This is a genomic window from Variovorax sp. efr-133-TYG-130, from assembly GCF_030208835.1.
Lineage (GTDB): Bacteria > Pseudomonadota > Gammaproteobacteria > Burkholderiales > Burkholderiaceae_C > Variovorax.
In genome coordinates, this window is the sequence record NZ_JARVTD010000024.1 from 40,451 (window position 1) to 66,827 (window position 26,377).

General features: G+C 68.6%; 22 protein-coding genes. 8 read left to right on the forward strand and 14 right to left on the reverse strand.

The features are described from left to right. Positions 1-64: 64 nt before the first annotated feature. Genes QRN67_RS20630 through imuA form a run of 3 tightly spaced genes read right to left on the reverse strand, consistent with a single transcriptional unit; the run spans position 65 to position 5,541 of the window. A complete protein-coding gene (locus QRN67_RS20630) occupies positions 65-3,418 on the reverse strand; it encodes an error-prone DNA polymerase (protein ID WP_285413331.1) in 3,354 nt (1,117 codons plus the stop codon). Next, positions 3,411-4,763: a Y-family DNA polymerase gene (locus QRN67_RS20635; protein ID WP_350226936.1), complete on the reverse strand. Its 1,353-nt coding sequence runs from the start codon at positions 4,761-4,763 to the stop codon at positions 3,411-3,413. The genes QRN67_RS20630 and QRN67_RS20635 overlap by 8 nt, the downstream gene beginning before the upstream one ends. Next, complete coding sequence (imuA, locus tag QRN67_RS20640; RefSeq protein WP_285413333.1) at positions 4,732-5,541, reverse strand: translesion DNA synthesis-associated protein ImuA; 810 nt, start codon at positions 5,539-5,541, stop codon at positions 4,732-4,734. The genes QRN67_RS20635 and imuA overlap by 32 nt, the downstream gene beginning before the upstream one ends. Before the next feature lie 174 nt (positions 5,542-5,715). Here imuA and QRN67_RS20645 point away from each other — a divergent pair, with 174 nt between their 5' ends. Both QRN67_RS20645 and QRN67_RS20650 read left to right on the forward strand, forming a co-directional pair. Beyond that, a complete protein-coding gene (locus tag QRN67_RS20645; RefSeq protein WP_285413334.1) occupies positions 5,716-6,564 on the forward strand; it encodes a CmcJ/NvfI family oxidoreductase in 849 nt (282 codons plus the stop codon). Further along, on the forward strand, positions 6,561-7,166 hold the full coding sequence (locus tag QRN67_RS20650; protein WP_285413335.1) for a 2-hydroxychromene-2-carboxylate isomerase: 606 nt from the start codon (positions 6,561-6,563) through the stop codon (positions 7,164-7,166). The genes QRN67_RS20645 and QRN67_RS20650 overlap by 4 nt, the downstream gene beginning before the upstream one ends. On the opposite strand, the gene QRN67_RS20655 is transcribed toward QRN67_RS20650, so the two are convergent. Next, positions 7,155-8,069 carry a LysR substrate-binding domain-containing protein gene (locus QRN67_RS20655; protein WP_285413360.1) on the reverse strand — a complete coding sequence of 305 codons (915 nt, stop codon included), beginning with the start codon at positions 8,067-8,069 and terminating at the stop codon, positions 7,155-7,157. The two genes, QRN67_RS20650 and QRN67_RS20655, sit on opposite strands and share 12 nt — an antisense overlap. Positions 8,070-8,183: 114 nt before the next feature. Between QRN67_RS20655 and QRN67_RS20660 the strand changes: the two genes are divergently transcribed. Next, positions 8,184-9,095, forward strand: a complete 912-nt coding sequence (locus tag QRN67_RS20660; RefSeq protein ID WP_503010934.1) for an aldo/keto reductase — start codon at positions 8,184-8,186, stop codon at positions 9,093-9,095. Positions 9,096-9,120: 25 nt separating this feature from the next. Here the strand turns inward: QRN67_RS20660 and QRN67_RS20665 are convergent, their stop codons facing one another. Together QRN67_RS20665 and QRN67_RS20670 are read right to left on the reverse strand one after the other, a co-directional pair. Beyond that, entirely contained in the window at positions 9,121-9,978 is an 858-nt protein-coding gene (locus tag QRN67_RS20665; protein WP_285413336.1) for an alpha/beta fold hydrolase, read from the reverse strand. An 8-nt stretch (positions 9,979-9,986) separates the two neighbouring features. Then, positions 9,987-10,559, reverse strand: coding sequence for a cytochrome b (locus tag QRN67_RS20670; RefSeq protein WP_285413337.1), 573 nt, complete (start codon positions 10,557-10,559; stop codon positions 9,987-9,989). A gap of 128 nt (positions 10,560-10,687) precedes the next feature. On the opposite strand from QRN67_RS20670, the gene QRN67_RS20675 reads away from it, so the two are divergent. After that, positions 10,688-12,145, forward strand: a complete 1,458-nt coding sequence (locus QRN67_RS20675; protein WP_285413338.1) for a glycosyltransferase family 2 protein — start codon at positions 10,688-10,690, stop codon at positions 12,143-12,145. Between the two features lie 4 nt (positions 12,146-12,149). Here the strand turns inward: QRN67_RS20675 and QRN67_RS20680 are convergent, their stop codons facing one another. The 6 genes from QRN67_RS20680 to QRN67_RS20705 form a co-directional block, all read right to left on the reverse strand. Then, positions 12,150-12,974, reverse strand: a complete 825-nt coding sequence (locus QRN67_RS20680; protein ID WP_081266713.1) for a DODA-type extradiol aromatic ring-opening family dioxygenase — start codon at positions 12,972-12,974, stop codon at positions 12,150-12,152. Positions 12,975-13,097: 123 nt separating this feature from the next. Beyond that, entirely contained in the window at positions 13,098-13,982 is an 885-nt protein-coding gene (locus QRN67_RS20685; protein ID WP_081266712.1) for a LysR family transcriptional regulator, read from the reverse strand. 76 nt (positions 13,983-14,058) lie between these two features. Further along, positions 14,059-14,781 (reverse strand): ABC transporter ATP-binding protein, encoded by a 723-nt coding sequence (locus QRN67_RS20690; protein WP_285413340.1) that lies wholly within the window; start codon positions 14,779-14,781, stop codon positions 14,059-14,061. Positions 14,782-14,815: 34 nt separating this feature from the next. Continuing rightward, the gene (locus tag QRN67_RS20695; RefSeq protein WP_285413341.1) at positions 14,816-16,741 is read right to left on the reverse strand and encodes a branched-chain amino acid ABC transporter ATP-binding protein/permease; all 1,926 of its coding nucleotides are present in this window, start codon (positions 16,739-16,741) and stop codon (positions 14,816-14,818) included. Positions 16,742-16,766: 25 nt separating this feature from the next. Further along, positions 16,767-17,642, reverse strand: coding sequence for a branched-chain amino acid ABC transporter permease (locus QRN67_RS20700; protein ID WP_285413342.1), 876 nt, complete (start codon positions 17,640-17,642; stop codon positions 16,767-16,769). Between the two features lie 83 nt (positions 17,643-17,725). Next, positions 17,726-18,955, reverse strand: a complete 1,230-nt coding sequence (locus QRN67_RS20705) for an ABC transporter substrate-binding protein (protein ID WP_285413343.1) — start codon at positions 18,953-18,955, stop codon at positions 17,726-17,728. 219 nt (positions 18,956-19,174) lie between these two features. On the opposite strand from QRN67_RS20705, the gene QRN67_RS20710 reads away from it, so the two are divergent. Beyond that, positions 19,175-21,031 carry an ABC transporter ATP-binding protein gene (locus QRN67_RS20710; protein ID WP_199851930.1) on the forward strand — a complete coding sequence of 619 codons (1,857 nt, stop codon included), beginning with the start codon at positions 19,175-19,177 and terminating at the stop codon, positions 21,029-21,031. Between the two features lie 14 nt (positions 21,032-21,045). Here the strand turns inward: QRN67_RS20710 and QRN67_RS20715 are convergent, their stop codons facing one another. Then, the gene (locus tag QRN67_RS20715) at positions 21,046-21,477 is read right to left on the reverse strand and encodes a VOC family protein (RefSeq protein ID WP_285413344.1); all 432 of its coding nucleotides are present in this window, start codon (positions 21,475-21,477) and stop codon (positions 21,046-21,048) included. An 83-nt stretch (positions 21,478-21,560) separates the two neighbouring features. Here QRN67_RS20715 and QRN67_RS20720 point away from each other — a divergent pair, with 83 nt between their 5' ends. The 3 genes from QRN67_RS20720 (at position 21,561) to QRN67_RS20730 (ending at position 25,312) form a co-directional block, all read left to right on the forward strand. Beyond that, a complete protein-coding gene (locus QRN67_RS20720; RefSeq protein WP_285413345.1) occupies positions 21,561-22,142 on the forward strand; it encodes a TetR/AcrR family transcriptional regulator in 582 nt (193 codons plus the stop codon). 345 nt (positions 22,143-22,487) lie between these two features. Continuing rightward, positions 22,488-23,891, forward strand: coding sequence for a DUF2868 domain-containing protein (locus QRN67_RS20725; protein ID WP_285413346.1), 1,404 nt, complete (start codon positions 22,488-22,490; stop codon positions 23,889-23,891). Next, positions 23,888-25,312: a GTPase/DUF3482 domain-containing protein gene (locus QRN67_RS20730; RefSeq protein WP_285413347.1), complete on the forward strand. Its 1,425-nt coding sequence runs from the start codon at positions 23,888-23,890 to the stop codon at positions 25,310-25,312. The genes QRN67_RS20725 and QRN67_RS20730 overlap by 4 nt, the downstream gene beginning before the upstream one ends. Before the next feature lie 6 nt (positions 25,313-25,318). Here QRN67_RS20730 and QRN67_RS20735 read toward each other — a convergent pair whose 3' ends face one another. Continuing rightward, a complete protein-coding gene (locus tag QRN67_RS20735) occupies positions 25,319-26,314 on the reverse strand; it encodes a sialic acid TRAP transporter substrate-binding protein SiaP (protein ID WP_285413348.1) in 996 nt (331 codons plus the stop codon). Between the last annotated feature and the right edge of the window lie 63 nt (positions 26,315-26,377).

Here is a 26,377-nt window from a genome sequence, read left to right on the forward strand (position 1 = left end):
GCAGGTTAGCGAAAAGTCTTTCGGAACGCGAGGCATGGAACGATCGGTTGCATCGATCGATCCGTCAATGGAAGTCGCGGCTGGTGTTGCTCTGCGCGAGCCGGCCCATGAGCGGCGTCAGGTCCTTGAAGCCGGTGGCCACGAGGTGCTGCACCTTGCCGCCGGTTTCATCGTCGCGCTGCCACGTGCCCTGCACCGCGAGCAGGTGCGACTTGAGCAGCGGCTCGCGCCAGGCCTCGATGACATGGCTCCAGACGATCACGTTGACGTTGCCGGTCTCGTCCTCCAGCGTGACGAAGATGGTGCCGTTGGCCGTCTGCGGCCGCTGCCTGCCCTTGACGATGCCGCAGGCGCGCGCAGTCTGGCCGTTGGGCACCGAACGCAGCTCGGCCGCGCTCATGAGCTTCATGCGCGCCAGCCGCGGGCGCAGCAGCGCGAGCGGATGGCGGCGCAGCGTGAGCCTGAGCGACGCGTAGTCGCCGACGATCTCCTCGCCCTCGGACGCGGCCGGCAGCAGCAGCGCCTGCTCGTTGATGGGCACGCCTCGCAGCAGGGCCGGCGCCCGGCGTTGCGCCGTGGCGTCCCACACCTGCTGGCGGCGGTGGCCGGAGAGGGACATCAACGCATCGGCCGCGGCCAATGCGGCCATGTCCTTGCCGTCGAGTTCGGCGCGCAGGGCGAGGTCTTCGGTGCTGGTGAAGGGTGCCGCGGCGCGGGCCTGCAGCAGGCGCTCGGCGCCGCCCGCGCTGAGGCTGGCAATGCGGTTCAGGCCCAGGCGCACCGCGGGCTGGTTCTCGTTGCCGAGGCGGTCGGCATAGCGTTCATCGATGCCGCAAGGACGCGGTGCATCGGGGTCCCGCGCTTCGAGCGTGGTGTCGAAGTCGCTGCGCGTCACATCGACCGGGCGCACCTCGACGCCATGGCGGCGCGCGTCCTGTACCAGCTGAGAGGGGCTGTAGAAGCCCATCGGCTGCGAGTCGAGCAGCGCGGCCAGGAAGCAGGCGGGCTCGTAGTGCTTGAGCCAGCTGCTCACCGTGACCAAGAGCGCGAAGCTGGCGGCGTGGCTTTCGGGGAAGCCGTAGTCGCCGAAGCCCATGACCTGCTTGAAGATGGCTTCGGCAAAGGCTTCCTTGTAGCCGTTGTCGACCATGCCGCGCACGAGCTTGTCGTGGAACTTGCCGAGGCCGCCCTTGCGCTTCCATGCGGCCATGGCTCGCCGCAACTGATCGGCTTCATCCGCCGTGAACCTGGCCGCGATCATGGCGATCTGCATCACCTGTTCCTGGAAGATCGGGATGCCCAGCGTTCGCTCCAGTGCCTCGCGCAGTTCCTCTTTTTCGTAGTGAATCGCCAAGCCCTTGCGCACCCGCTCCCGCTGCTTGAGGTACGGATGCACCATCCCGCCCTGTATGGGCCCCGGCCGCACGATCGCCACCTCGATCACCAGGTCTTCATAACTGCGCGGCTTCAGGCGCGGCAGCATCGACATCTGCGCTCGGCTCTCGATCTGGAACACGCCGATGGTGTCGGCGTCGCAGATCATGTCGAACACTTTCTGGTCGTCGTTCGTTATCTGGTGCATCTCCACCGTCGAGCCCCGCCAGCGGTTCATGTGCTCGAGCCCGCGGCGAATGGCGCTGAGCATGCCGAGCGCCAGCACGTCGACCTTGAGCATGCCCATCGCTTCGAGGTCGTCTTTCTCCCACTGGATGACGGAGCGGTTTTTCATCGACGCTTTCTCGACCGGAACCAGCCGCGTGAGCTTGGTGTGCGTGAGGACGAAGCCGCCCACGTGCTGGCTCAGGTGGCGCGGAAATCCCTTGAGCTTCTGCGTGAGCTCGATCCACTGGACCAGCTTGAGTTCGTCTTCTTCCACGCCTGCACGCGCGGCAGCCTGCAGCAGCTGTTCGCCTCGCACGGTGTCGTCGAACCAGTAGTGGTCCTTCGCGAATTCGTCGATCAGCCGTTCGTCGATGCCGATGGCCTTGCCCACGTCGCGCAATGCGCTGCGCGAGCGGTAGCAGATGACCACGGCGGCGATGGCGGCGCGATGCCGTCCGTATTTTTCGTAGATGTACTGGATGACTTCTTCGCGCCGCTGATGTTCGAAGTCGACGTCGATGTCCGGTGGCTCATGGCGCTCGCGGCTGAGGAAGCGCTCGAACAGCAGCGTGCCCTTGTCCGGATCGATGGCGGTGATGCCCAGGCAGAAGCAGACGGCGGAGTTGGCCGAGGAGCCGCGCCCCTGGCAAAGGATCTTCTGCGACCTGGCGAAGCCGACGATGTTCTCCACCGTGAGGAAGAACATCTCGTATTTGAGCTCGATGATGATGTCGAGCTCTTTCTGCACCTGCTTTTGCACCTTGTCGGGAATGCCGTCGGGGTAGCGGCCGCGCGCGCCTTCCCATGTCTTGCGCACCAGCGTCTGCGCCGGCGTTTCATTGCTGCCCAGGGTTTCGAGCGGGTACTTGTAGTTCTCCCTGATCACATCCGGATCGAACTCGCACCGTTCGGCCACCACCAGCGTGTTGTCGAGCATCTGCCGCAGATGAATCTCGGCCAGCCGCATGCGCGGCCGCAGATGCCGCTCGGCATTCGACTGCAGCGCAAACCCGCATTCGGCCACCGTCTTGCCCTCTCGTACGGCCGTCAACACGTCGTGCATCGGCTTGCATGAGCGCGCATGCATATGCACGTCGCCGGCCGCCACCAGCGGCACGCCGGCTTGCTCGCCCGCCTCCATCAGCGTGACCAGCCAGAGGTCGTCATCGAGCTCGCTGAACAGCTCCACGGCCAGCCAGAGGTTCTCGCCGTACAGCGCCCTGGCGGCCATCAGGTCTTCATGCAGCGTGGCCGTGTCCATGGCGCCGCCCGGGTTGCGGTCCGGCACGAAAATGATCTGGCAGCGCTGCAGGGAGGCCACGTCGCTCTCCTCCCAGCTCACGCGGTACTCCCCCTTGGGCAGCTCGGTGTTGCGTGCTGCGGTGATGAACTCGCACAGGTTGCCCCAGCCTTCGGTGTCATTGGCGATCACCACGAGCCTGAAGCGCTCGAACTGGAACTCGCTGCCGAACAGCAGGCGGAAAGCCGGGTTGCGCGGGATCTTCGGCTCGTCGGGGTTTTCGCGCTCGTATTCTTCGAGCTTCGCGGGCAGGTCGCGCAAGCCCACATGCGCCCGCACGATGCCGGCCACCGAGCACTCGTCGGTGATCGCCAGCGCCGTGTAGCCGAGCTGATAGGCCCGCTCCACCATCTCCTCGGGCGTGGATGCGCCGCGCTGGAAGCTGAAGTTGGTCAGGCAGTGCAGCTCCGCGTAGTCGGGCAGCGTGAACGCGGGCGGCTTGCGCAGCGGCACTGGCAGCGCATGCACCTTGGCGGGCTGGCGCCTGCTTTCCTGCTTGTCGCTCAGCTCAGGCATAGAACCCCTGCAGGTACCAGCGCACCTCGCCCGAAGAAAAGCGCGCAGCGGGCCGCTCGCGAAAGATCCACACCAGCCCGGCTTCGGGGCTTTCCGCGACGTAGTAGTCGCGCATGGCGGGCTGGCCGCCCTCTTCCTTGTCACCCCACCAGCCTGCCTCTACGCGCTGCGGCCCGACCAGCCTGCTCAGCGTGCCGCGATAGCACGGGCGCTCGCCGTCCATCTCGAGCCGCAGCGGCTCGGGCAGCAGCCACGGCGGATAGATGGCATCGGGCTGCGAGGCGGCGGCCTGCGCCTGCCTGCGCGCCTTGTCGGGCGGGGTTTTGTCCTTGTGCAGCGCGGGCCGCCACGCCTGCTTGCGCTCCGGCCGGTGGTCGGCCTGTGCCGAGGGCACCAGCACCTGCGACGGGCCGAGCCGCACGCTGAGGCGCTCGACCATCTCGTGCAGCCTGTCGCCCTTGCGGTTGTCCTCGGGCAGGAAGCTGGTGCTGGCGCCGGCCCACGGATCGGTCTCCAGCGTGCGCAGCCGCAGCCAGCTCGCGGGCGCCGAGAGCGTGGTGAGCGCGAGTTTTTCGGACATCAGCCGGCGCAGGTGCGCCATGTCCTGCGTGGGCTCGGCCGTGCGCACGGTGACCTGCTGGTGCGGCGGCAGGTTCACGCCGTTGAAGCGCTTGAGGTCGAGCGTCCATTGCAGCTCGAGCGCGCGCGCGCCGCGCTGGCGGGCACGCAGCCACAGCTGCAGCGAGGCCAGCAGCCGGTTGGCCGACCACATGAGTTCGGGCGCGGTTTCGGCCAGCGCGGGCAGTTCGAGCTTCTGCTCGAACACGTCGGGCAGCGTGAGCCAGGCATGGCTTTCGGGGCTCAGGCCCCAGGCGGCATCGAGCGCATCGCGCAGCTCGGCACCGAAGCGCCGCGTGAGCCCGCCGCGCGGCAGCGCAGCCACGTCGCCCCAGGTGCGGCAACCGAGGCGCGCGAGCAGGTCGAGGTGCGCGCGCGCCGCGCTCAGGGTGTCGAGCGGCAGGCCGGCGGGCACGTCTTGCGGCCGCTTCTCTTCGCGCGCGAACAGCCGCAGCCGCGCCAGCGCGATGAGGCTGGTGGCGCCCTGCGTACCCAGCATGCGCGCGTCGGGCGCGGGGTTGTCGGCCAGCAGCAGGCGCATCAGCTGCAGCCGGCCGCCCCAGAGGCGTTCACAGGCCGAGACCTCGAGCATCAGCGCTTCGTCCTGCCAGGCGACGTGGGGCGTGTAGCGCAGCGCCCACCAGCCGAGAGCCTCGGGCGTGGGCAGGACCGGGCCCTCGGGCGTGCCGGCGTCGTCAAGTAGCCACCGCAAGGCGATCCAGTGCACCTGGGCCTCCTTTCCACGCGTCGATGCGCACCACCTTGGCGGAGGTTGACGTCTCGCCGGCTTCCACCACGGTGCCTTGCTGCTGCAGCCGCAGCTTGCGGCGCACCCGGGCGGCGGCCAGCAGCGCGGCCATGCGCTCGTTGCGCGCGGGCAGCATGACCGGCGAGGCCAGCGGCGGCCCGCGGCGCTTGAGGATGTGCAGCGCGATCTGCGAAGCATCGGCCTCGCAGCGGTCGGTGCGAAGGCGCAGCCGCGCGGGCGAAGCCGACAACGCGACCGAGTCGGGCCGGCACACGAACAGCAGCAGTTCATGCTGCGCCGCCGCCAGTTGCAGCCGCCGCAGTTCGGCCACCCGCGCCTGCGGCAGCCACGCCACCACGACCGCCACGTCGGCGCAGCGCAGCGCCTGCTCGCAGGCCCACAGCCGCGCGGCCGGTGCCTCGCTGCGCACCCACATCAGCGCTTCTACCGGCAGCCCCTGCGCCGCGAGCGACGGCCCGCAGGGCTCGAAGGGCGGACCGACCAGCACCACCGGCCCGCCGCGCGCCTGCACCGCCTGCGCCAGCGCCGGCAGCAGCAGCCGCCAGACATGGGCTTCGGGCGCGGCCTGCAGTAGTTCCGTCATCGCGCCGACCGGCCATCCGCCGCCCGGCAACTCCGCGTCGAGCGCGGCATGGCCGGTCGCGACGACCTGGGCGTCGGCCAGGCCGAGTTCGTCGGCATGCCAGACGCCGCGGCCCGCGGCAGCGGAAAAGGAATCGAGGAAAGGAAGGCCCATGGCGAAGACTGTTAACTGTATTTTTATACAGTATTCCATGGGCTGCGGGAAAAAAGCTGTTTTTCTTCGTCACGGGGATTTTCATATTCCCGCTGCTCATGCGAAGACGCCCAGAAGTCGTTTGAGCCGGGGCTGCCGCTTCGCTCCAATGGAGCCGTCCAACAGGAGCACCGCATGACCACCCCCAGCACAGCCGTCACAGCCGTCACCGCAGGCCTGAACTACCTCCAGCCGTCCGCCCTGCGCCCCGTCAGCTACACCTTCCAGCCGCCGCCCGACACGCCCTGGGAAAGCGGCAGCTACGAACTGCGCCCCATGCCCATCGCGGATGCACGCGCAGCCGCAGCGCCACCCGACATCGAGCGCGAAGGCTTCGTGCTGCGCGACGCGCCCACGGCCGTGCGCGACTTCCTCGACGACGCGGAGGTCACGGCCATCTACCACCGCGAGGTGGCCGAACTGGCACTGGCCGTCACGGGCGGCACGCGTGCCCATGTCTTCGACCACCTGGTGCGCAGGCGCGAAGCCGACCGCGCCGCCCTGAGCTTCGGCCGCCGCGCGACCGACGGCCTGGCCGCCGCCAACGGCCGCATCCACAACGACTACACCGAGGAATCTGGCCGTCGCCGGCTGTCCCTGGTGCTGCCCGACCCCGAGGAAGCCGCGGCCGTGCGGCGCTATTGCATCGTCAATGTCTGGCGTTCGATAAGAGGGCCGGTGCTCGACACGCCGCTCGCCGTGTGCGATGCCCGCTCGGTGATGGCCCGGGACCTGGTCGACGCCGAGGTGCGCTATCCGCGCCGCACCGGCGAGATCTACCTCGCGACGCATTCGCCCTCGCACCGCTGGTCTTACTTTTCCGCGATGGACCGGCACGAGGCGCTGGTGTTCAAGCAGTACGACTCGCAGCTCAGCGGCGTCTCTCGCTACACGCCGCATGCCGCCTTCGACCACCCCGAGGCGCCCGCCGACGCGCCGCTGCGCGAGAGCATCGAGGCCCGCTGCCTGGTGGTGTTCGAATGAACACGCTCGACTTCTGGTTCGACTTCGGCAGCAACTACAGCTACCTCAGCGTGATGCGCTTGGAGCAGGAGGCGGCCGCGCACGGCATCGGCATCCGCTGGCAGCCCTTCCTGCTGGGGCCGATCTTCCGCTCCTTCGGCTGGGAGACGTCACCCTTCGTTTTGCAGAAGGAGAAAGGCGACTACACGTGGAAGGACATGGCCCGCCAGTGCCGCAAGCATGGCCTGCCGTGGCGGCAGCCAACGCGCTTTCCGCGCCCGGCCGTGCTGCCGCTGCGCATTGCGCTGGTGGGTGCCGCGCAGCCGTGGATGGGCGAGTTCTGCCGCCGCACGATGACGATGAACTTCGCCGAAGACCGCGACATCGATTCGCCGCAGGCCATGCGCGACCTGCTCGCCGGACTGGGTCTGCCGGCGCACCGCATCCTCGAAGAAGCGCTTTCCGACGCCAACAAGCTGCGGCTGCGGCGCCAGACCGAGACGGCCGCGGAGAAAGGCATCTTCGGCGCGCCGACCTTCTTTGCCGGCAGCGAGATGTTCTGGGGCAACGACCGCCTCGACGAGGCGATCGCGTATTGCAAGGCGATGCCCTCAGTGCCCTGACGACTGCCGGGCCTCGTCCATCAGCCATTCGGCCACGTGGCGCACGTCTTCGCGCGGTGCCTCGTCGGCGTGGATCAGCCAGTAGGCATGGCCTGAAGGCTGCGCCGGCGCGGGTGCGGCCACGCGCACCAGCCGCCGGTCGTCGAGCAACGGCTGGATCAGTTCCAGCCGCCCCAGCGCCACGCCCTGGCCGGCCAGCGCCGCCTGGATCAACTGGTCGTACTGGTTGAAATGGAGCACGGCGCGCGGCTTCGCATCGGCCCAGCCCACCGCCGCGAGCCAGTCGCTCCATTGCAGCCACGGGTGCTGCGGATCGTCGAAGGCCAGCAGGCAAAGCTGCGACAGCGCCTGCGCCGACGCCAGCGACGCCAGCCCGAGCGAAGGGTGCGCCACCGGCGCCACGGTTTCCCCGAAGAGCCGCACCGCCCCGGCCGGCGCAAGCACGGGCGTCGTGTAGCGGATGGCAAGGTCGATGCCGTCGTTGCGCATGTCGGCCAGGCGGTTGTTGGACGACACGCGCACGTCGACGCCCGGATGCAGCTTCTGCACATTGCCCAGCCGCGGCAGCAGCCACAGCCCCGTCATGCCGATGCTCGCGCTCAGCGTCACGGGGCGCTGCTCGCCGGACTGGCGGATGCCGCCCATCACGTCCTGCAGTTGCTGCACCGCGCCGTCGGCGCTGCGAAAGAGGCGTTCGCCTTCGGCCGTGAAGGCGATCGAGCGGTGGCCGCGCACCAGCAGCTTCACGCCGAGCAGCGTTTCCAGCGCATGCACCTGCTTGCTCACCGCCGACTGCGTGAGGCAGAGGTCTTGCGCCGCGAGCGAGATGCTCATGCGCCGGCCTACCGCCACGAAGCCCCGCACCAGGTCCAGCGAAGGCATGCGAAGCAGCGAGAGTGGCATTCCCATGATGAATGTGAGGCGGCGAAAAGCCGGATTGGAGCACAGGCCGCAAGCTTGCGTGCGGCGCCTTCCGCCGGATACTGGCCGCCGATGCCGCCCCTGAAGGATTTCCCCATCACCCGCGCCGAGCTGCTGCGCACAGGCGTTGCGCTGTGCGCCGGCGCCGCGCTCCCCACCTTGGCGCAACGACCGCCCACGCCCGCCATGAACACCCGCCCCATTCCCTCCACCCGCGAAGCCCTGCCCGTCATCGGCTGCGGCACCTGGATCGGCTTCGACCAGCGCCCCGGCACCGAGGAATACAAGCGCCTGCCCGGCGTGCTCGATGCGCTGTTCGCGGCCGGCGGCACGGTGATCGACAGCTCGCCGATGTACGGCCGCTCCGAGGAAACCACCGGCGAGCTGCTGGCAGCTTCGGGCCAGCGCGACAAGGCCTTCCTCGCCACCAAGGTCTGGACCTCGGGCCGCGAGGCCGGCATCGCGCAGATGGAGCAGTCGTTCGCGCGGCTGCGCACGCAGCGCATGGACCTGATGCAGGTGCACAACCTCGTCGACTGGCGCATCCACCTGGCCACGCTGCGCGGCTGGAAGGACAAGGGCCGCGTGCGCTACATCGGCATCACGCACTACACCGCCTCGGCCTACGGCGAGGTGGAAGCGGTGCTGAAAGCGGAGAAGCTCGACTTCCTGCAGATCAACTACTCGCTCGACGCCCGCGAGGCGGAACAGCGCCTGCTGCCGCTGGCGGCCGAGCGCGGCGTGGCGGTGATCGTCAACCTGCCATTCGGCGGCGGCGGCCTGCTGCGCCGCCTGCGCGACAAACCGCTGCCGCCGTGGGCCGGCGAGATCGGCTGCACGAGCTGGGCGCAGGTGCTGCTGAAGTTCGTGCTGAGCCACCCGGCCGTGACCTGCGTGATCCCGGGCACGAGCCGCGCCGAGCACATGGCGGACAACGCGGCGGCCGGCAGCGGCAGTTTTCCCGATGCTGCGTTCTGGCGCGAAAACGCCGTTTCGATAGGTCGTTGAACAGTGGCTTTTTCACCGCCGATGTTCAGGCCAGGAACTGCAGCAAGCGCGCATTGACCTCGTCGGCGCGCTCGTACTGCGCCCAGTGCCCGGCGCCGTCGATCACCGCGCCCTCGCGCCCCGGGCCTTCGGCCACCAGCCGCGCCACCAGCGGGCGCGGATCGGCGGTGACGTCGAACTCGCCCCACAGCAGCAGCGTGGGCACGCCCAGCGTGTCGATGGCCTGCTGCAGGCCGCCCGACAGCGACACCTCCTTGCTGCGAAAGCGCGTGCCGTGGCAGGAGATGTCGTGGATCTCGAAGGCCAGCGCGTCGATGGCGGCCTTGTCGTGCAGCATCAGCGCGGCCAGGTTGTGCAGCAGCGCGGCGCGCTCCCGTTCGCTGTCGGGGGCGGAACGCCAGTTGATCATCTCGACCGTCATGCGCCGCAGCGTGCCGTGGCCGCCGCTGCCCACCAGCGCAAGCCGGCGAATGGCGCCGCGCCGCACGGCAAAGCGCGCCGCCGTCAGCCCGCCGAAGGAAAAACCGCCCAGGTCGATGGGCGTGCCCGCGCCGATCAGCTGGTCGAGCGTGCCGCCGAGCGCATTGAGCAAGGGCGGCAGCGAGTCTTCGCCGGGTGGCACGCGCGGCGGCGCGTCGGATTCGTTGAAGCCCGGCATGTCGGGCAGCCACAGCGTGCGGCCGGCCGACAGCGCCTCGGCGTTGCGCAGCCAGTGCATCCAGCTGCCATGGCCGCCGTGCAGCAGCACGAGGGGCGGCCGGCTGGTGTCTCTGCCGAAGCGGCGCCAGCGCACGCGCACGCCGCCGTGAACCGGGTCGTGGTGGGTGGAAAGCGCATCGACGCGCGCGATGGCTGCGCGCGCTTCCTGTTCTTCCTCGTTCATGCCGCCGCTCATCCGCGTGCTCCCGGCCACATGCGCTGCAGCTCGCGCTCGCCGTCCAGGAACTGGTGCTTCAGCGCGCCCAGCACGTGCAGCCCGAACATCGCGTACAGCACGTAGCCCGCCCAGGCGTGCACCCCGCCCAGCACGGTGTGCCAGGTTTCCTTGAGGGTGGGCTCGATGGCCATGATCCAGCCGATGCGCGGCCACTCGAACAGGCCGAACAGGTACATCGGGTGGGTGCCGGCGTCCTTCCAGGCCGAGTCGTGCATCCAGCCCGACAGCGGCAGCAGCACCATCAGCAGGTACAGCACGCCGTGGGCCGCGTGCGCGGCGAAGCGCTCGAACGCGCCGTATGAGCCCGGCATGGCCGGCGGCCTGTGTGTGAAGCGCCAGAGGATTCGCAGGATGACCAGCCCCAGCACCGTGATGCCGATCGATTTGTGAGTGTCGACCGCCGGGCGCACCCAGTCGTCGGGGTAGCGGTCGACCAGCAGGATCAGCGCGATGTTGACGGCCATGAGCAATGCGATGACCCAGTGCAAGGCGATCGCGGTTCGGGTGTAGCGGGTTTGTGGGAGCATGCGGGGAATTTTCAGGCGTGGGCTGAGTCTGTCGGTGGGTTTTGCGATTGTCCCGGTTGTATCCGGGCCTTTGCGAAACCGCCGACCATGTTCTTGCGTATGACAGTTCGTCGCCCAGGCATCTTCTCTTGAACAATTCCCTTCATTCCGCGTTCCTGGCCGCATCGCCGCGCCTGTCCCCCCCCGCCACGCCGCTGCGAAGCTGGCTGATCCACGGCGGCGTGCTCGTGCTGTGGGGGCTGCTCTTCGCCATGGCCTTCCGCGTCGGCAACGTCGGCGCGTGGTCGGTGGGCGTGGCCTATGTGCTCTACGACACGGTGCTGCTGCTGTTCGTGGGCTGGATGACGCTGCCGATCCTGCGGCCCCGCCCTCCTTCCCAGCCGGCCGTCACCGGCCGCCGCACCACGCTGGGCGTGATCGTCGCCTCGCACAACGAGTCCGCCGTGCTGCCCGTCACGCTGGCCGCCCTGCTCGGCCAGACCGACGTGCCCGACCGCATCGTGATCGCCGACGACGGCTCGAGCGACGGCACCGCCGAGCTTCTCACCACGCGCTACGGCCTGGTCGCGCCGGCCCTGGGCGAACTGAGCGCGGCCAGCGCCACGCACCCGGCGCTCTACTGGCTGCGGCTGCCGCACGGCGGCAAGGCGGTGGCGCTGAACGCGGCCATCCTGTGCATCGACACCGACACCGTGCTCACTGTGGACGGCGACACGCTGCTCGACAGCAAGGCCATCGCCGCGGTGCGCCGGGCTTTTTCGGAAGAGCCCGACCTCGTGGCCGCCACCGGCGTCATCACGCCGGTGTGCAGCCGCACGCTGGCCGGGCGCTGCTTCCAGTGGTTCCAGACATACGAGTACATCCGCAACTTCCTGTCGCGATATGCGTGGATGCGCGTCAACGGGCTGCTGCTGATCTCGGGCGCCTTTGCCGGCTTTCGCACCGATGCGGTGCGGGCAGTGGGCGGCTTCGACACCGACTGCCTGGTCGAGGACTACGAACTCATTCACCGCCTGCACCGGCACGCCCAGGCGCACGGCTTGCCGTGGACCGTGCGCGTGCTCGGCGACGCGCAGGCCCACACCGACGCGCCCAGCAGCACCGGCGCCTTCCTGCGCCAGCGCCGCCGCTGGTTCGGCGGCTTCCTGCAGACCCAATATTGGTATCGCGCAATGGTCGGCGACCGGCGCTATGGCTGGCTCGGCATCGCGATGCTGCCGGTGAAGGCCATCGACACGCTGCAACCGCTCTACGGGCTGGCCGCCTTCGGCCTGCTGCTGATGTACCTGGTGCGCGGCAACTTCGGCGTGCTGGCGCCGGTGGCCGGCGTGATCGGCGCGAAGATCGTGCTCGACCTGGTCTTCCACCTGTGGTCGGTGTTCCTGTACCGCCGCTGGATCGGCCAGCAGAGCGAGGCCAACATGGCGCAGGCCTTCCTGGCGGCGCTGGTCGAGCCCTTCACCTTCCAGATCCTGCGGCACACGGGCGCGGCCTGGGGATGGTGGAGCTTCCTGACCGGGCGCGGAACCTGGGGGCGGCAGACGCGCGTCGGGCTGGTGGATGCCGACGGCGTGCGCCGCAGTTGAGCCCTCAGGCGCCGAAGCGGAAGCTCGACACCACGAGCCCGCCCATGAAGGCGTCTTCGTGATAGACCCGCTCGCCGGCTTCGCTCTCGGCCGCGCCCACGGCCACCATCAGCGGAATCAGATGCTCTTCGCGCGGGTGCGCCATGCGCGCCGCGGGCGCTGAAGCCCAGTCGAGTAACTGCGCGCTGCGCCCGGCGGCGTCGCTTTTCACCACCGCTTCATCGAGCCAGTCGTCGAAGGCCTTCGACACGCCGTGCGCCTGCGGGCCGAAGTTGCGCAGGTTGTGATAGCTCAGGCCGCTGCCGACGATCAGCACGTTCTCGTCGCGCAGCGGTGCAATGGCGCGGCCCAGCGCCAGGTGCTCCGCCGGGTCGAGCCCGCGCCGCAGCGACAGTTGCACCACCGGCACGTCGGCCTGCGGATAGATGGCCGCCATCGGCGAGAACATGCCGTGGTCGTAGCCGCGCTCGGGGTCGATCTGCACCGGCAGGCCGGCGGCGGCGATCAGCGACTGCACGCGCTGCGCGAGTTCCGGCGAACCGGGCGAGTCGTAGTGCACTTCGTAGGTGTGGGCGGGGAAGCCGCCATAGTCGTAGATCATCGGCGGCTTGGGGTTGCCCTGCACCGTGAAGGCGGGCGCCTCCCAGTGCGCCGACACCATGAGGATGGCGCTCGGCTTGCGGCCGATCTGGCGCGGCATGTCGGCCAGCGAGGCGGCGAGCTTGTCGTAGGTGGCGCCCATTTCCTTCTTCATCCAGGGCCAGGGGCCGCCGCCGTGGGAGATGAAATAGGTCGGCAGGCGCGAAGTGGGGGTGTCGTCGTGGGTCAAGTCGATGCTCCTTGAAAGCGTTGCATCGACTGTAGACATTTCCTGCGAGGAAATCGACAGGCGCCGATGCATCGAATCAGTTCCTTGCAGGAAACATTGAAGCGGCAGTTTTGGTGGCGCGCCCTACCCAAGCCGCTCGCTCAGAAAGTCGATGAAGGTCCGCAGCTTCGACGACATGTACTGCCGGCTCGTGTACACCGCAAACAGCGTGACCGGCACGGAATGGAACTCCGGCAGCAGCCGCAGCAGCCGCCCGGTGGCAATGTCCTCTTCGACCAGCCACGAGGGCATGTAGGCGATGCCCATGTCCGCCCGCACCGCATGCAGCGTGAGCGTGGTGTCGTCGGAGCGCATGGCCGGCACCAGCCGCAGCGGGAACATGCGCCCGCCCGGCCCCTTGAGCGCGAGGTTGTCCAGGTTCACGTAGCTCGGCACGATGGCGCCCAGCCTCGCCAGGTCAGCCGGCAGCGCGGGCAACCCGCCTGCCCGCTCGACGCAGGCCGGCGTGCCGACCAGATGGAAAGGCACGCTGCACAGCGGCCGCGCGATGAGCGCCGGCGACGGCTCCTGCGTCGCGCGCAGGGCCAGGTCGTAGCCGTCGGCCGCGAGATCGACCTTGCGGTTTTCCAGGTGCATGTCGACCAGCACTTCGGGGTACCGGGCGCGGTAGTCGGCCAGCATGCGCGCGAAGCGCGGCGTGGCGCACCACACGGGCGCGCTCACCTTGAGCTGGCCGCGCGGCGTGTCGTGGGTCTGGCCGATGGCGGCCTCGGCGGCGTCCAGCAGGTCGAGCGCGCGGCGGCTCTGCTCGTACCAGGCGGTGCCCGCCTCGGTCAGGCTCAGGTGGCGGCTGGAGCGATGCAGCAGCCGCGCGCCGAGCGATTTCTCCAGCTGCGCCACATGCTTGCTGGCCATCGGCGGCGACATGCCCAGCCGCTCGGCGGCGGCCACGAAGCTGCCGGCCTCGACGACTTCGCGGAACACGCGCAGGCTGGTCATGCGGTCCATGGCGGTCTCCGCAAGATGCCAGGCGCGGGGGTGTCGGTTCCTTCAGGTTTCACGCGGGGAGTCTAGCGGCCGGCACTTAATGCCCACCCCCCAGGTAGGCCGCCTTCACCGCCGGGTCGCTGCGCAATTTCTCCGCCGGACCGTGCAGCGAAATGCGCCCGTTCTCCAGCACATAGCCGTAGTCGGCCACGCCGAGCGCGGCTGCGGCGAACTGCTCCACCAGCAGCATCGTCACGCCCTCGCTCTTGAGCCGCTCGATGATGCGGAACACTTCGGCCACCAGGATCGGCGCCAGGCCCATCGAAGGCTCGTCGAGCAGCACCACCTCGGGGTTCAGCATCACCGCGCGGGCCATGGCCAGCATCTGCTGCTCGCCGCCCGACAGCGTGCCGGCCAGCTGCGTGCGGCGCTCCTTCAGGCGCGGAAAGAGTTCGAGCGCGCGCTCCAGGTCGCCCGCCACGTCGCCGCGCGGGCGGCTGCCGGTCAGGCGCGGGAAGGCGCCCAGCGTGAGGTTGTCGGTGACGGTCATGGTCGCGAACACGCGCCGGCCTTCGGGCGAATGCGCCAGGCCCTGCTTGGCGATGTGGAACGACTCCAGGCCGTCGATGCGCTTGCCGTTGAGCGTGATCTCGCCGGCCGTGGGCGCGATCATTCCCGACACGGCGCGCATGGTGGTGGTCTTGCCGGCGCCGTTGGAGCCGATCAGCGTCACGACCTTGCCCTTGGGCACCTCGATCGAAATGCCGTGCAGCACCTGCACCTTGCCGTAGCCCGCAAAAAGATTCTGGATGGTCAGCATGTTGGGGTTCCTGGTCTTGCGTTGCCGGCGCCCGTCATGCGCCGCCGCCCAGATAGGCCTCGATCACCTTCTCGTCGGCCTGCACCCTGGCCGGCTCGCCTTCGGCGATCTTCTGGCCGAAGTCGAGCACCGAGACGGTGTCGCACATGCTCATCACCACGTCCATGTGGTGCTCGATCAGGATCACGGTCACGCCGTGCTCGCGGATCTTGCGGATGATGGTGAGCAGCTCCTTGATGTCGGGCGCGGTCAGCCCGGCGGCCGGCTCGTCGAGCAGCAGCAGTTGCGGGTCGAGCGCCAGCGCCCGCGCGATTTCCAGCAGGCGCTGCTTGCCGTAGGGCAGGTTGCGCGCCTCCTCGGTGGCAAACGACTCCAGGCCGACGAACTTCAGCAGCCCCAGCCCGCGCTGCACCGCGGCTGCGCTCTCGCGCCGGTAGCGCGGCGTGCCGGCCGCCACGTCGAGCAGGTTGCTGGCAAAGCTGTGGTGCAGGCCGACCTGCACGTTCTGCAGCGCCGTCATCTCGCCGAACAGCTGCACGTTCTGGAAGGTGCGCGCGATGCCCGACAGCGCGATATCCGCCGAGGTGCGCCCCACCAGCGAACGCCCGCCGAAGGAGATGGCGCCGGCCGTCGGCACGTAGATGCCGGTCAGCACGTTCATCATGGTGCTCTTGCCGGAACCGTTGGGCCCGATCAGGCCGTGGATGGTGCCGCGCTTGATGCGCAGGTCGACGTTGTTGAGCGCCTTCAGGCCGCCGAACTGCATCAGCACGCCCGAGGCCTCGAGCACGTCTTCGGTGCCGCCGGCATGGGCCGCGGTGGACACCGCGTCGGCCGGTGCAGCGTCGACATCCGACGCCACCACCGACGCCACGGGCCTGCGCATGTTCAGCGCCTTGCGCACGAAGCCGACGATGCCGTCCTGCAGGTAGTAGATGACGAACAGCATGATCACGCCGAAGATCGACAGCCGCCAGTCGGTCATCGCGTCCAGCCAGAAGGCCAGGCCCGCGAGCGCGATGCTGCCGACCACCGGAATGGCCATCTGCCCGGGCGTGGCGCGCTGGCGCCGCACGGCGACCACGGCCGCCACCAGCACCAGCACGGCCAGCCCCACCGACACGTATCGGAACAGCACCACGTCGTCCAGCAGCTTGGGCAGCAGCACGATGATGGTGGCGCCCAGCATGGAGCCGATGCGGCTCTTGCGCCCGCCCATGATCACCGCCAGCAGGAACAGCACGGTGAGCTCGAAGTTGTACGAGTTGGGCGAGATGTACTGCTCGGAGTACGCATACAGGCAGCCCGCCAGCCCGGCAAAGCCGGCGCTGATGACGAAGGCATAGACCTTGTAGCGGTACACCGACACGCCCATGCAGTCCGATGCCACCGGGCTGCCGCGCAGCGCCTCGAAGGCCCGCCCCAGGTGCGAGCGCAGGATGCGGTGCACCACCACCAGCGACAGCACCATCAGCACCGCCACCACCCAGTAGTACTCGCGGTCGTCGAGCTTGTGGCCGAACAGCGCTGGCTTCTCCAGCTTGATGCCCATCGGCCCGTCGGTCAGGAAGCTCATCTCGTTGATGAGGATCTGGATGATGGTGCCGAAGGCCAGCGTGACCATCGCCAGGTAAGGCCCCGACACGCGCAGCGCCGGCAACGCCAGCAGCGCGCCGAAGCCGGCCGTGAACACGATGGCGAACGGCACCGTGATCCAGAACGGTGCCGACAGCTTGAACACCAGCACGCCGGCCGCATAGGCGCCCAGGCCGAACAGGCCCGCGTGGCCCAGCGAGACCTGGCCGGTGTAGCCCACCACGATGTCCAGCCCGAACAGCAGGATCGCGTAGATCATGATGGTCTCGAGCAGGTGGATGTAGTACGGGTTGTCGACGCCGATCGGGAACAGCAGCAGCGCCGCCACGCCCGCCACCGCCAGGAGGAGATGGCTGGTTTTCATTTTTTCGGAATTCATGGCCACGCGCTCACACCTTCTTGATGGCGGCCTTGCCGAACAGGCCCGACGGGCGCACGGCCAGCACGATCAGCAGCAGCACCAGCCCGGGCACGTCCTTGTAGCCGGTGCTCAGGTAGAAGCCGGTGGTGGTCTCGGCAATGCCCAGGATGATCCCGCCCACCACGATGCCCATGCCGCTGTTCAGCCCGCCGATGATGGCGACCGCGAATGCCTTCAGGCCGAGCACCGCGCCCATCGAGGCGCCGGTCAGCGTGAGCGGCGCGATCAGCACGCCGGCAAAGGCCGCCGTCATGGACGACAGCGCATACGAGAAGGTGATGACCAGGCCGGTGTTGATGCCCATGAGCTTGGCGGCGTCGCGGTCGTTGAAGGTGGCGACCACCGCCTTGCCGTAGATCGAGCGGCGGTTGAACAGCTCCACCGCCAGCATCATGAGCAGCGCGCCGACGACCACCAGTATCTCCATCGGCAGCACGTTGGCGCCCAGGAAGTGCATCGGCGACTCCGGCAGCGGCGACGGGAACTTCAGGTCGTCGCGTCCCCAGACGTTCTCTGCCACGTTGGTGAAGATGATGCCCAGCGCGATGGTGGACATGATCCAGCCGAACTCCGACTTGATCTTGATCGCGGGGCGCACCGCGATGCGCTCCACCACCGCACCCTGGAAGGCGCCGAACAGGCACACCAGCGGGATCATCAGCCAGTAGTTCAGCCCCATGTTCACCAGCGTGAGGCCGACCATCGCACCGAGCATGAGGGCGTTGCCCTGGCCGAAGTTCAGTGTGTCCGAAGTGGCGAAGGTGAGCTGATAGCCGAACGCGATGACGGCGTAGATCATGCCCAGCGCAATGCCGCTGAATATGAGTTGGGTAAGGATTTGCATGGCGGCTCGCAGGAGGCGTGGGACCAAAAAATGCGCCGCCGCAGGAACAGGTCCCGGGGCGGCGCCGACGCTCGATCCGGCGGCTACTTCTTCAGCAGCGCGTCGTTGGCCGCCACGTCCTTCAGGCGGACGGTGCCGGCGGTCTTCTGGTCGTCTGCGTTGGCGAACACCACGCGACCGCCCTTGACCTCGCCGAACACCGGGATGTTGGCGGTGATGGCGTCATGGTCGGTCTTGGTGAAAGGCTTGTTGTAGGTCGTCACCACGCCTTCGACCGGCGCCTGCAGGTCTTCCAGCGCGGCCTTGATCTTCGGGCCGTCGGTGCTGCCGGCCTGCTTGATCGCGGCGGCCAGCAGGTAGATCGAGTCGTAGCCCTGCGCCGCCGACACCGGCGAATCCATGCGGTTGTTCTTGGGCTTGAACTTGCCGACGAAGGCGTCGATGAAGGCCTTGCGCTTGGGGTTCGTCGGCTCCTGGATGAAGGTCTGCGGCATGCGCGCGCCGTCGCCGCCGGGGCCGGCGTTGTCGATGAAGTTGGCCATGGCCAGCGTCCAGCTGCCGATGATCGGCACCTTCCAGCCCAGCTTGGTCATGCCGTTGGCGATCTGGGCCAGCTCGGGGCCGATGCCGTAGGTGAGCACGGCCTCGGCGCCGGCTTCCTTCGACTTCAGCAGCTGGGCCGTCATGTCGACGTCCTTGATGTTGAATTTCTCGACCGCCACGGGCGTGATGCCCTTGTTCTTGAGCGCGCGCTCCAGGTCTTCGCGGCCCAGCTGGCCGTAGTTGGTGGAGTCGGCCAGGATCGCGACCTTCTTGTAGCCGCGCCGCGTGATGGCCTCTTCCACGATCATCGGCGCCTGGATGCTGTCGTGCGCGGCATTGCGGAAGACGTAGTTCTCCGGGTCCTTGTCGAACTGGTGGGTGATGACCGAGCCCGTGGCCACGTTGTTGAGCACCGGGATCTTCGCCTCCTGGAAGAAGCGCTGCGAGGCCAGCGCCACGCCGGTGTTGATGTAGCCCACGGCGGCCACCACCTTCTCCTTGTTCACGAACTCCTGGGCGATCTGCACCCCGCGCTCGTTCTTGGCTTCGTCGTCGCGCTCGACCAGCTGGATCTGCCGGCCCAGCACGCCGCCGGACTTGTTGATCTCCTCCGCGGCCAGGCGAACGCCGTCGCGCATGCTCACGCCCATGGAGGAGGAGCCTCCGGTGAAGGGGCCGTCCACGCCGATCTTGATCGGATCGGCAGCGAGGGCGCCCATCGAGAAGGCGAGCGCGCTGGTCAGCGCCAGCAGCTTGAAACGAAAGTGCATGGAAAACGTCTCCAACGTTGTTGTGAAATTTCTGGGTCGGACCGACAGCGACGACGCGCAAGCGCGAAGTCACCAAAACATAGTCGATAAAGATTCGGCCTCCGGAGAGTGACAACCCTAGCCGGACTGTCCACGTGCGACACGTGGACAACGCACCTTTTCGGGGCAAGGTCATGCATGCGCGGCTACAGTCAGCGGCTCTCCGGGAGACCGTTCGCCTTGTTCCGCTTCTTCGAAAAACTGCTTCACCCCTACCCTGCCGCCGAGCCGTCGCTGCCGCCACAGGGCTTCTTTGCCTTTCTCTGGGCCTGCACGCACGGCGTGCGCGGCAAGATCGCGGCCATGGCCGCGCTCACGGCCGTCATGTCGACCTTCGAGGCGGCGCTGTTCGCGATCCTCGGGCGCATCGTCGACTGGCTCGGCGGGCAGGTGCCTTCGCGCCTCTGGGAAGAGCGCGGCACCACGCTGATGTGGCTGGCCGCCTTCCTCGTGATCAGCATCGGCGTGGTGGCGCTGCAGACCATCGTCAAGCACCAGACGCTGGCCGTGAACCTGCCGATGCGGCTGCGCTGGAACTTCCACCGCCTGATGCTGGGCCAGAGCATGGCCTTCTACCAGGACGAGTTCGCGGGCCGCATCACGGCCAAGGTGATGCAGACCGCGCTCGCGGTGCGCGAGACCATCTTCGTGCTGGCCGACGTGCTCGTGGCCATGGGCGTCTACGTGGCCACCATGATCATCCTGGTGGGCGTGCTCGACGCGCAGCTGGTGTGGCCGTTCCTGGTCTGGCTGGTGCTGTACGTGGTGTCGCTGATCTACTTCGTGCCGCGCCTGGGCAAGGTCGGCAAGGCGCAGGCCGACGCCCGCGCCCTCATGACCGGCCGCGTGACCGACGCCTACACCAACATCGCGACCGTCAAGCTGTTCTCGCACACGCAGCGCGAGGCCGGCTTCGCGCGCGACGCCATGCGCGAGTTCATGAAGACCGGCTACGGCCAGATGCGGCTGGTGAGCGCCTTCGAGATCGTCAACCACGCGCTGAGCATGGGCCTGACCGCCGGCATGGCGGGCGTGGCGCTGTGGCTGTGGTCCAACGGCGCGGTCGGCGTGGGCGCCGTGGCAGCGGCCACCGCGATGGCGCTGCGGTTGCAGGGCATGTCGCACTGGATCATGTGGGAGATGACCAGCCTGTTCGAGAACATCGGCACGGTGCAGGACGGCATGAAGACGCTGTCGCGCCCGCGCACGGTGCTCGACGCGACAGACGCCACCGTGCTCCAGGTGCCGCAGGGCGAGGTGCGCTTCGAGCATGCGAGCTTCCGCTATGGAGACGGCGGCCGCCGCGTCATCGACGACCTGAACCTCACCGTGAAGCCCGGCGAAAAGATCGGCCTGGTGGGCCGCTCGGGCGCGGGAAAGTCGACGCTGGTGAACCTGCTGCTGCGCTTCCATGACCTGGAAAGCGGCCGCATCCTGATCGACGGACAGGACATCGCGCACGTCACGCAGGATTCGCTGCGCAGCCACATCGGCATGGTCACACAAGACACCTCGCTGATGCACCGCTCGGTGGCCGACAACGTGGCCTACGGCCGCCCCGACGCCACGCACGCGGAGATCGAGGCCGCTGCCAAGCGGGCCGAAGCGCATGAATTCATCCAGACGCTGGGCGACGCGAGCGGGCGTCGCGGCTACGAGGCGCACGTGGGCGAACGCGGCGTGAAGCTGTCGGGCGGCCAGCGCCAGCGCGTGGCCATCGCGCGGGTGATGCTGAAGGACGCGCCGATCCTGCTGCTCGACGAAGCCACCAGCGCGCTCGACTCCGAGGTCGAGGCCGCCATCCAGCAGAGCCTCTACACGCTGATGGAAGGCAAGACCGTGATCGCCATCGCGCACCGGCTGTCGACCATCGCGGCGATGGACCGGCTCATCGTGCTCGACGAAGGCCGCGTGGTGGAAGAAGGCGACCACCGCACGCTGATGGCACAGGGCGGGCTGTATGCGCGGCTGTGGGCGCACCAGAGCGGCGGCTTCCTGGGCGACAGCCTCGACGAAGACGAGGCCCTGCGAGCCTGATCGCCTGATCCCGTTCAGGCGGCCGGCAGCGCCTCCGCCTCGTACTGCGCAACGAACTCCCCCGACGGCGGGATCGGCTTGATGACGTCGATCAGCACGCCGTTCGGGTCGCGGGTGATGAAGTGGCGCTGGCCGAAGGCCTCGTCGCGCAGCGGCAGCAGGATCGGCAGGCCCGCGGCCTTCAGCCGGTCGTGCACCGCATCGGCATCCTCCACCTCGAAGTTCAGCAGCAGACCGCCCGCCACCTGCCCGCGCGCCGGTTCCGGAATGGTCTCGTGGCGCCCGTCCAGCACGGCGAGGTTCACCGAAGGTTGGCCCTCCAACTGCAGATGCACATACCAGTCGCTGGAAAAGAGCGGCACGAAGCCGAAGTGCGACCGGTAGAAGGCGGCGGTGCCCGCCACGTCTTCGGTCATGACGACGGGGTAGTAGCTCGTGACTTTCATGGAATCGGCTCCTTCATAAAACATACAGTCTGTACGTACGTTAAATACTAACCTACAGACAGCCTGCATATAAATTACCCTGCATGGCCACCAACCGCGAACGCACCGAAAGCACCCAGCTCGCCCTGATCGAAGCCGCACGCGCGCTATTCGTCAGCAAGGGCTACGGTGACACCTCCACCCCCGAAATCGCCCTCGCGGCCGGCATTACCCGGGGCGCGCTGTACCACCACTTCGCGGACAAGCGCGACCTGTTCCGGCAAGTGCTGGCGCGCGAGGCGATGGCCGTCGCGGCCGACATCGAAGCCGCCACGCCCGAGCGGCTGAGCCCGCGTGAAGCCCTGCTCCAAGGCAGCGAGGCCTACCTGGACGCCATGACGGTGCCGGGCCGCACGCGGCTGCTGCTGGTCGACGGCCCTGCCGTGCTGGGCATGGCGGAAATCATGGCGATCGACGATGCCAACGCGGCGCACTCGCTGCGCCAGGGCCTGGCGCGCGCCGGCATGGGGCGTGGCGAAGTCTCGGTCGATGCGCTTTCGCAGCTGCTGTCGGCCGCCTTCGACCGCGCCGCGCTGGAGATCGATGCCGGCGCCGACGCGAAAGAGGTTCGCGCGGCGATGCGCTGGCTGGTCGAGCAGGCGCTGGGGCCCGACAGGAAGCGCTGAGCGCGCTATCGGGGCCGCAGGCGGTGCGGCTTGTCACTTCGCAAGTCCTACATCACACGCCGCCTGCCGCCGACATTCGCGCCCCCTGCGCAGCGCGATGCTGACATCGTCGTCATCAACAACGGAGTCTCGCGTGAATTCCATCATTTACATCGTCGGTCTGGTCGTGGTCGTGGTTGCAGTGCTTTCGTTCTTCGGCCTTCGCTGAGACCGGGCACGCCCCTACTCCGACACCTGCAGAACGGGGCCGCTCGCGGCCCCGTTTCTCATTGGGAGCCCGCGACGCGCCGGGCATAATTCGCGCGCCCCGGCACCGTGCGGGGCCTCACTTGCGAAGGGACCCTGTTGACCAACACCGCGCTGCGCAAACCTGACATCACAGATGCGGTGATCACCGAGGCGATCCGGTGGGTCGAGCAGAACGGTCCGCTCGACGACGCGCAGGCCATGCGCGCCGCCATCGCCTCGCGCAAGACAGACCCCCACGCACAGATCACCGAACGCGCCCTACAGCTCGGCGAACGCATAGGGCTGCAGCATGAACTTTCGCGCGCCCGGCAGTGGGCGCCCTGGGTGCTGACGGCGCTCGTGGCACTGATCGTGATGGCCGGCCTCGGCCTTGCGGGCAACGTGGTCGGCGGCGGCGAGCGCCACATCAACGTGATCGTCGCGCTCGTGAGCCTGCTGGGACTGCATGCGCTCACGCTGCTGCTGTGGCTGGCGGGGCTCCTGTTTCCGCTGGGCACCTTCGGCACCGCATCGCTCGGCTGGATCTGGCTGTCTCTCACCGCGCGCGTGGCCGGCGGCAAGCGCGGGCAGGCGCCGGTGCTGCTGCGCTCGATCACCGGGTTGCTGACGCGCGCCAGGCTGCTGCCCTGGGCCTTCGGGCTCGTGAGCCACGGCATCTGGTCACTGTCGTTCGCGGTGGTGCTGGCGTCGATGCTGTTCGCACTCGCCTTCCGCAGCTACACGCTGAACTGGGAAACGACGATTCTCGACCCCGCTTTCTTCGTGCGGGCCGTGCAGCTGCTGGGCTGGGCGCCGGCGCAGATCGGCTTTCCTGTGCCGGATGCGGCCACGGTGCTGGCCTCCACGCCCGCGGCGGCGGGCCAGCGCACCTGGGCGCTGTGGCTCACCGGCTGCATCACGGTCTATGGCCTGCTGCCGCGCCTCGCGCTGGTGCTGTTGAGCGCCGCCGTCTGGAAGCGCCGACGCAAGGCGCTGCAGCCCGACTGGCACGAGCCCTACTTCCGCAAGCTGCTCGCGCGCTTCGCCGCGCTGGCGCCCGCCGCCATCGTCGATGCCGACCCGGGCCGCACGCGCACCGGCGCGCCTGCCGGGCTACCCGCATCGGACCTGCGCGACGGCCTCTTCGTCATCGGCTTCGAGCTGCCGCCCGACATGCCCTGGCCTCCCGCGACTATTCCGCCCGATGCGCCCATGCACATGGAGCGCATCGACGGCAGCGCCCCGGCACGCCGAACGCTGCTCGACCGGCTCGCGCATGCCCGCCCGCGCACCGTGCTGCTGGCCTGCAATGCCGCATCGAGCCCCGACCGCGGCACCGAACGCTTCCTGCGCGAAGTGCTGGCGCATTGCGGCGAATGCCGCCTGTGGCTCGCGGGCCCGGCCGATGCCACCGCCACGCAACGCTGGCTCGACTGGCTGCGCGACAGCGGCCTGGAAAGCATCGCCGCCAGCGAGCGCATCGACATCGCGCTGCGGCCGAACGAGGCCACCGCTCCATGACGCAGCAGCAACAACCACAGCCCGTCCGCATCGCGGTCGTCGGCCACACCAACGCGGGCAAGACCTCGCTGCTGCGCACGCTCACACGGCGCATCGACTTCGGCGAGGTGTCCCAGCGCCCCGGCACCACGCGCCACGTCGAGTCGGCCGACCTCGAGGTGGAAGACGAAACCGCCGTGCGCTTCTTCGACACGCCGGGCCTGGAAGACGCCGTCGCGCTGCGCGAGCACCTTGCGCGCTTCGACCCGCAGGCCACGCCGCCCGAGCGCATCCGCCAGTTCCTGCAAGGCCCGGAGGCACACGGCGTGTTCGAGCAGGAGGCCAAGGTGCTGCGCACCATGCTCGACATCGACGCGGCCTTTCTCGTCATCGACGTGCGCGAACCGGTGCTGCCCAAGTTCCGCGACGAGATCGAGCTGCTCAACGCCTGCGCGCGCCCGGTGCTGCCGGTGCTGAACTTCGTGCGCGACGCCGCCAGCCGCGAGGCGGCCTGGAAAGAGCTGCTGTCGGCCTACGGCCTGCATGTGCAGGTGCGCTTCGACGCGGCGGCGCCGTTCGTCGGTGCCGAACAGGACCTGTACAACGACCTCGCCACCCTGCTGCGCGATCGCCGCGAGCTGCTGCGCGGCGTGGTCGATTCGCTGCAGGCCGAAGCCGCCGGCCGCCGCCGCTCGGCCTGCACGCGCATCGCCGCGCTGCTGGTCGATGCCGCCGCGGTGCGCCGCACGGTGCAGGCAACCGAATTCGCCGATGCCGCGCGCCGGCAGACGCTGGTCGCGGCGCTGCAGAAGACCGTGTTCGACAAGGCCCAGCGTTGCACCGACGACCTGCTCGCGCTCTACGGCTTTCGCCAGGGCGACGCCGACGAAGCACCGCTGCCGATCATCGAAGGCCGCTGGACGCTCGATTTCTTCAGCCCCGAAGCCATGAAGGACGCCGGCCTGCGCCTGGGCAAGGGCGCGGTCATCGGCGCCGCCGTGGGCGTGGTGGCCGACCTGGCGGTGGCCGGCATATCGCTGGGTGCGGGCGCTGCGCTGGGTGGCGCCATCGGTGGCGCGGTGTCGCAGGGCTGGGGCCCGCTGGGCCGCAAGATCGCCAACAAGCTGCGCGACGTGCATGAGCTGACGGTCGAAGACGGCGTGCTGTTCGCGCTGGTCGCGTGGCAGCTCAAGCTCGCGCAGGCGCTCGAAGTGCGCGGCCATGCGGCCACGCAGCGCATCGCAGCCGAAGCACCGGCCGACGGCGATGCCCCCACCAAGGCCGCCGCCGCGGCCGTGCGCGCCGCGCAGCCCGCGCGCAACCACCCCGACTGGGAAGCGACCGGCGTGACGAGCCGCGCCTTCTGGCGACCGTCGCCGCAGCGCGAGGCCCTGGTCGCCGACTTGTCGAGCCAGCTGCTGCAGGCCTTCGAGCAGGCCTGAGGCGCCTCAGTTCGCGCCAGCTGCCAGTGCCTGCAGCTTGGCGTAGTCGCCCGGCCGCGCGCCCTGCTGTTCCGGCGTCGCACGCTTCGCGATGCGTTCGAGGAACGACTGGCGATTGACCGGCGTCACCGTCATGCCCTTGCCGCGCAGGAACTGCTCGTCTTCCAGCTCACCGGCGATCACGCCGACGTTGGTCCACTTCGCGGTCTCCACGAGCACTTTCTCGACCATCGCCTGCTGCGGCGGCGCAAGCCTGGCCCATGCCGCCTTGCCGATCACGATGCCCAGCGTGTCGTAGACGTGCGCGGTGAGCTGCACGTACTTCTGCACTTCATAGAGCTTCTTCGACCTGACGATGCCCAGCGGGTTTTCCTGCGCCTCGACCTCGCCCTTCTTGAGCGCACCGTAGAGGCTCATGAAAGGCAGCGTGACCGGCTTGGCATCGAGCGCGGTGGCAAAGAGCTGGTACGAGGCGGCGGCAGGCACATACAGCCGGAGGTCGCGGAAGTCTTCGGGCCTTGCCAGCGGCCGGGCCGACGTGACCTGCCGCGCGCCGTAGTACACCGTGGCCACCATGCGGTTGCCGCTCTTCTCGTTGTAGCCCTTCATCAAATCTGCCAGCAACGGGCTCGCCAGGTACTTGCGCATGTGGTCGAGATCCTTGAAGGCGAAGGGGTAGCTGCCCAGGCTCAGCGGCGGATAGCCCTCGGCCAGCGTGGCGTCGCCAACGTAGGCGATCTGCATCGCGTCGTTCGCCAGCATCAGCGGAAAGTCGGCCTCCTGCCCCATCTTCGACGCAGCCACCACCTCGATCTTGATCTTGCCGTCGGACTGCTCCGCGATCTTGCGTGCTGCCAGTTCGGCCTGCTGATGGAAGATGCTGGTGAGCTCGTAGACATGACCCCACTTGAACTGCAGCACCTGCTGCGCCTGCACGGCCATTGCGCATCCCAGCGCCGCCAGCGCGAATGCGGCGCGGCGCCACGGCAAGAAGCTTTTCATCGACTCTCCCTCGGGTTGAGAACAATCCGGCCCCATGCAAGATCGACGCCACTGCTCCGGGGC

What these genes read in the sequence shown, in the direction of transcription:
- QRN67_RS20715 (WP_285413344.1), bottom strand. Translation starts at nt 21,477, where the DNA reads ATGAAAGTCACGAGCTACTACCCCGTCGTCATGACCGAAGACGTGGCG.
- imuA (WP_285413333.1), bottom strand. Translation starts at nt 5,541, where the DNA reads ATGGGCCTTCCTTTCCTCGATTCCTTTTCCGCTGCCGCGGGCCGCGGC.
- QRN67_RS20690 (WP_285413340.1), bottom strand. Translation starts at nt 14,781, where the DNA reads ATGCTGACCATCCAGAATCTTTTTGCGGGCTACGGCAAGGTGCAGGTG.
- QRN67_RS20665 (WP_285413336.1), bottom strand. Translation starts at nt 9,978, where the DNA reads ATGAACGAGGAAGAACAGGAAGCGCGCGCAGCCATCGCGCGCGTCGAT.
- QRN67_RS20670 (WP_285413337.1), bottom strand. Translation starts at nt 10,559, where the DNA reads ATGCTCCCACAAACCCGCTACACCCGAACCGCGATCGCCTTGCACTGG.
- QRN67_RS20735 (WP_285413348.1), bottom strand. Translation starts at nt 26,314, where the DNA reads ATGAAAAGCTTCTTGCCGTGGCGCCGCGCCGCATTCGCGCTGGCGGCG.
- QRN67_RS20730 (WP_285413347.1), top strand. Translation starts at nt 23,888, where the DNA reads ATGACGCAGCAGCAACAACCACAGCCCGTCCGCATCGCGGTCGTCGGC.
- QRN67_RS20720 (WP_285413345.1), top strand. Translation starts at nt 21,561, where the DNA reads ATGGCCACCAACCGCGAACGCACCGAAAGCACCCAGCTCGCCCTGATC.
- QRN67_RS20655 (WP_285413360.1), bottom strand. Translation starts at nt 8,069, where the DNA reads ATGCCACTCTCGCTGCTTCGCATGCCTTCGCTGGACCTGGTGCGGGGC.
- QRN67_RS20700 (WP_285413342.1), bottom strand. Translation starts at nt 17,642, where the DNA reads ATGCAAATCCTTACCCAACTCATATTCAGCGGCATTGCGCTGGGCATG.
- QRN67_RS20695 (WP_285413341.1), bottom strand. Translation starts at nt 16,741, where the DNA reads ATGAAAACCAGCCATCTCCTCCTGGCGGTGGCGGGCGTGGCGGCGCTG.
- QRN67_RS20650 (WP_285413335.1), top strand. Translation starts at nt 6,561, where the DNA reads ATGAACACGCTCGACTTCTGGTTCGACTTCGGCAGCAACTACAGCTAC.
- QRN67_RS20630 (WP_285413331.1), bottom strand. Translation starts at nt 3,418, where the DNA reads ATGCCTGAGCTGAGCGACAAGCAGGAAAGCAGGCGCCAGCCCGCCAAG.
- QRN67_RS20645 (WP_285413334.1), top strand. Translation starts at nt 5,716, where the DNA reads ATGACCACCCCCAGCACAGCCGTCACAGCCGTCACCGCAGGCCTGAAC.
- QRN67_RS20705 (WP_285413343.1), bottom strand. Translation starts at nt 18,955, where the DNA reads ATGCACTTTCGTTTCAAGCTGCTGGCGCTGACCAGCGCGCTCGCCTTC.
- QRN67_RS20685 (WP_081266712.1), bottom strand. Translation starts at nt 13,982, where the DNA reads ATGGACCGCATGACCAGCCTGCGCGTGTTCCGCGAAGTCGTCGAGGCC.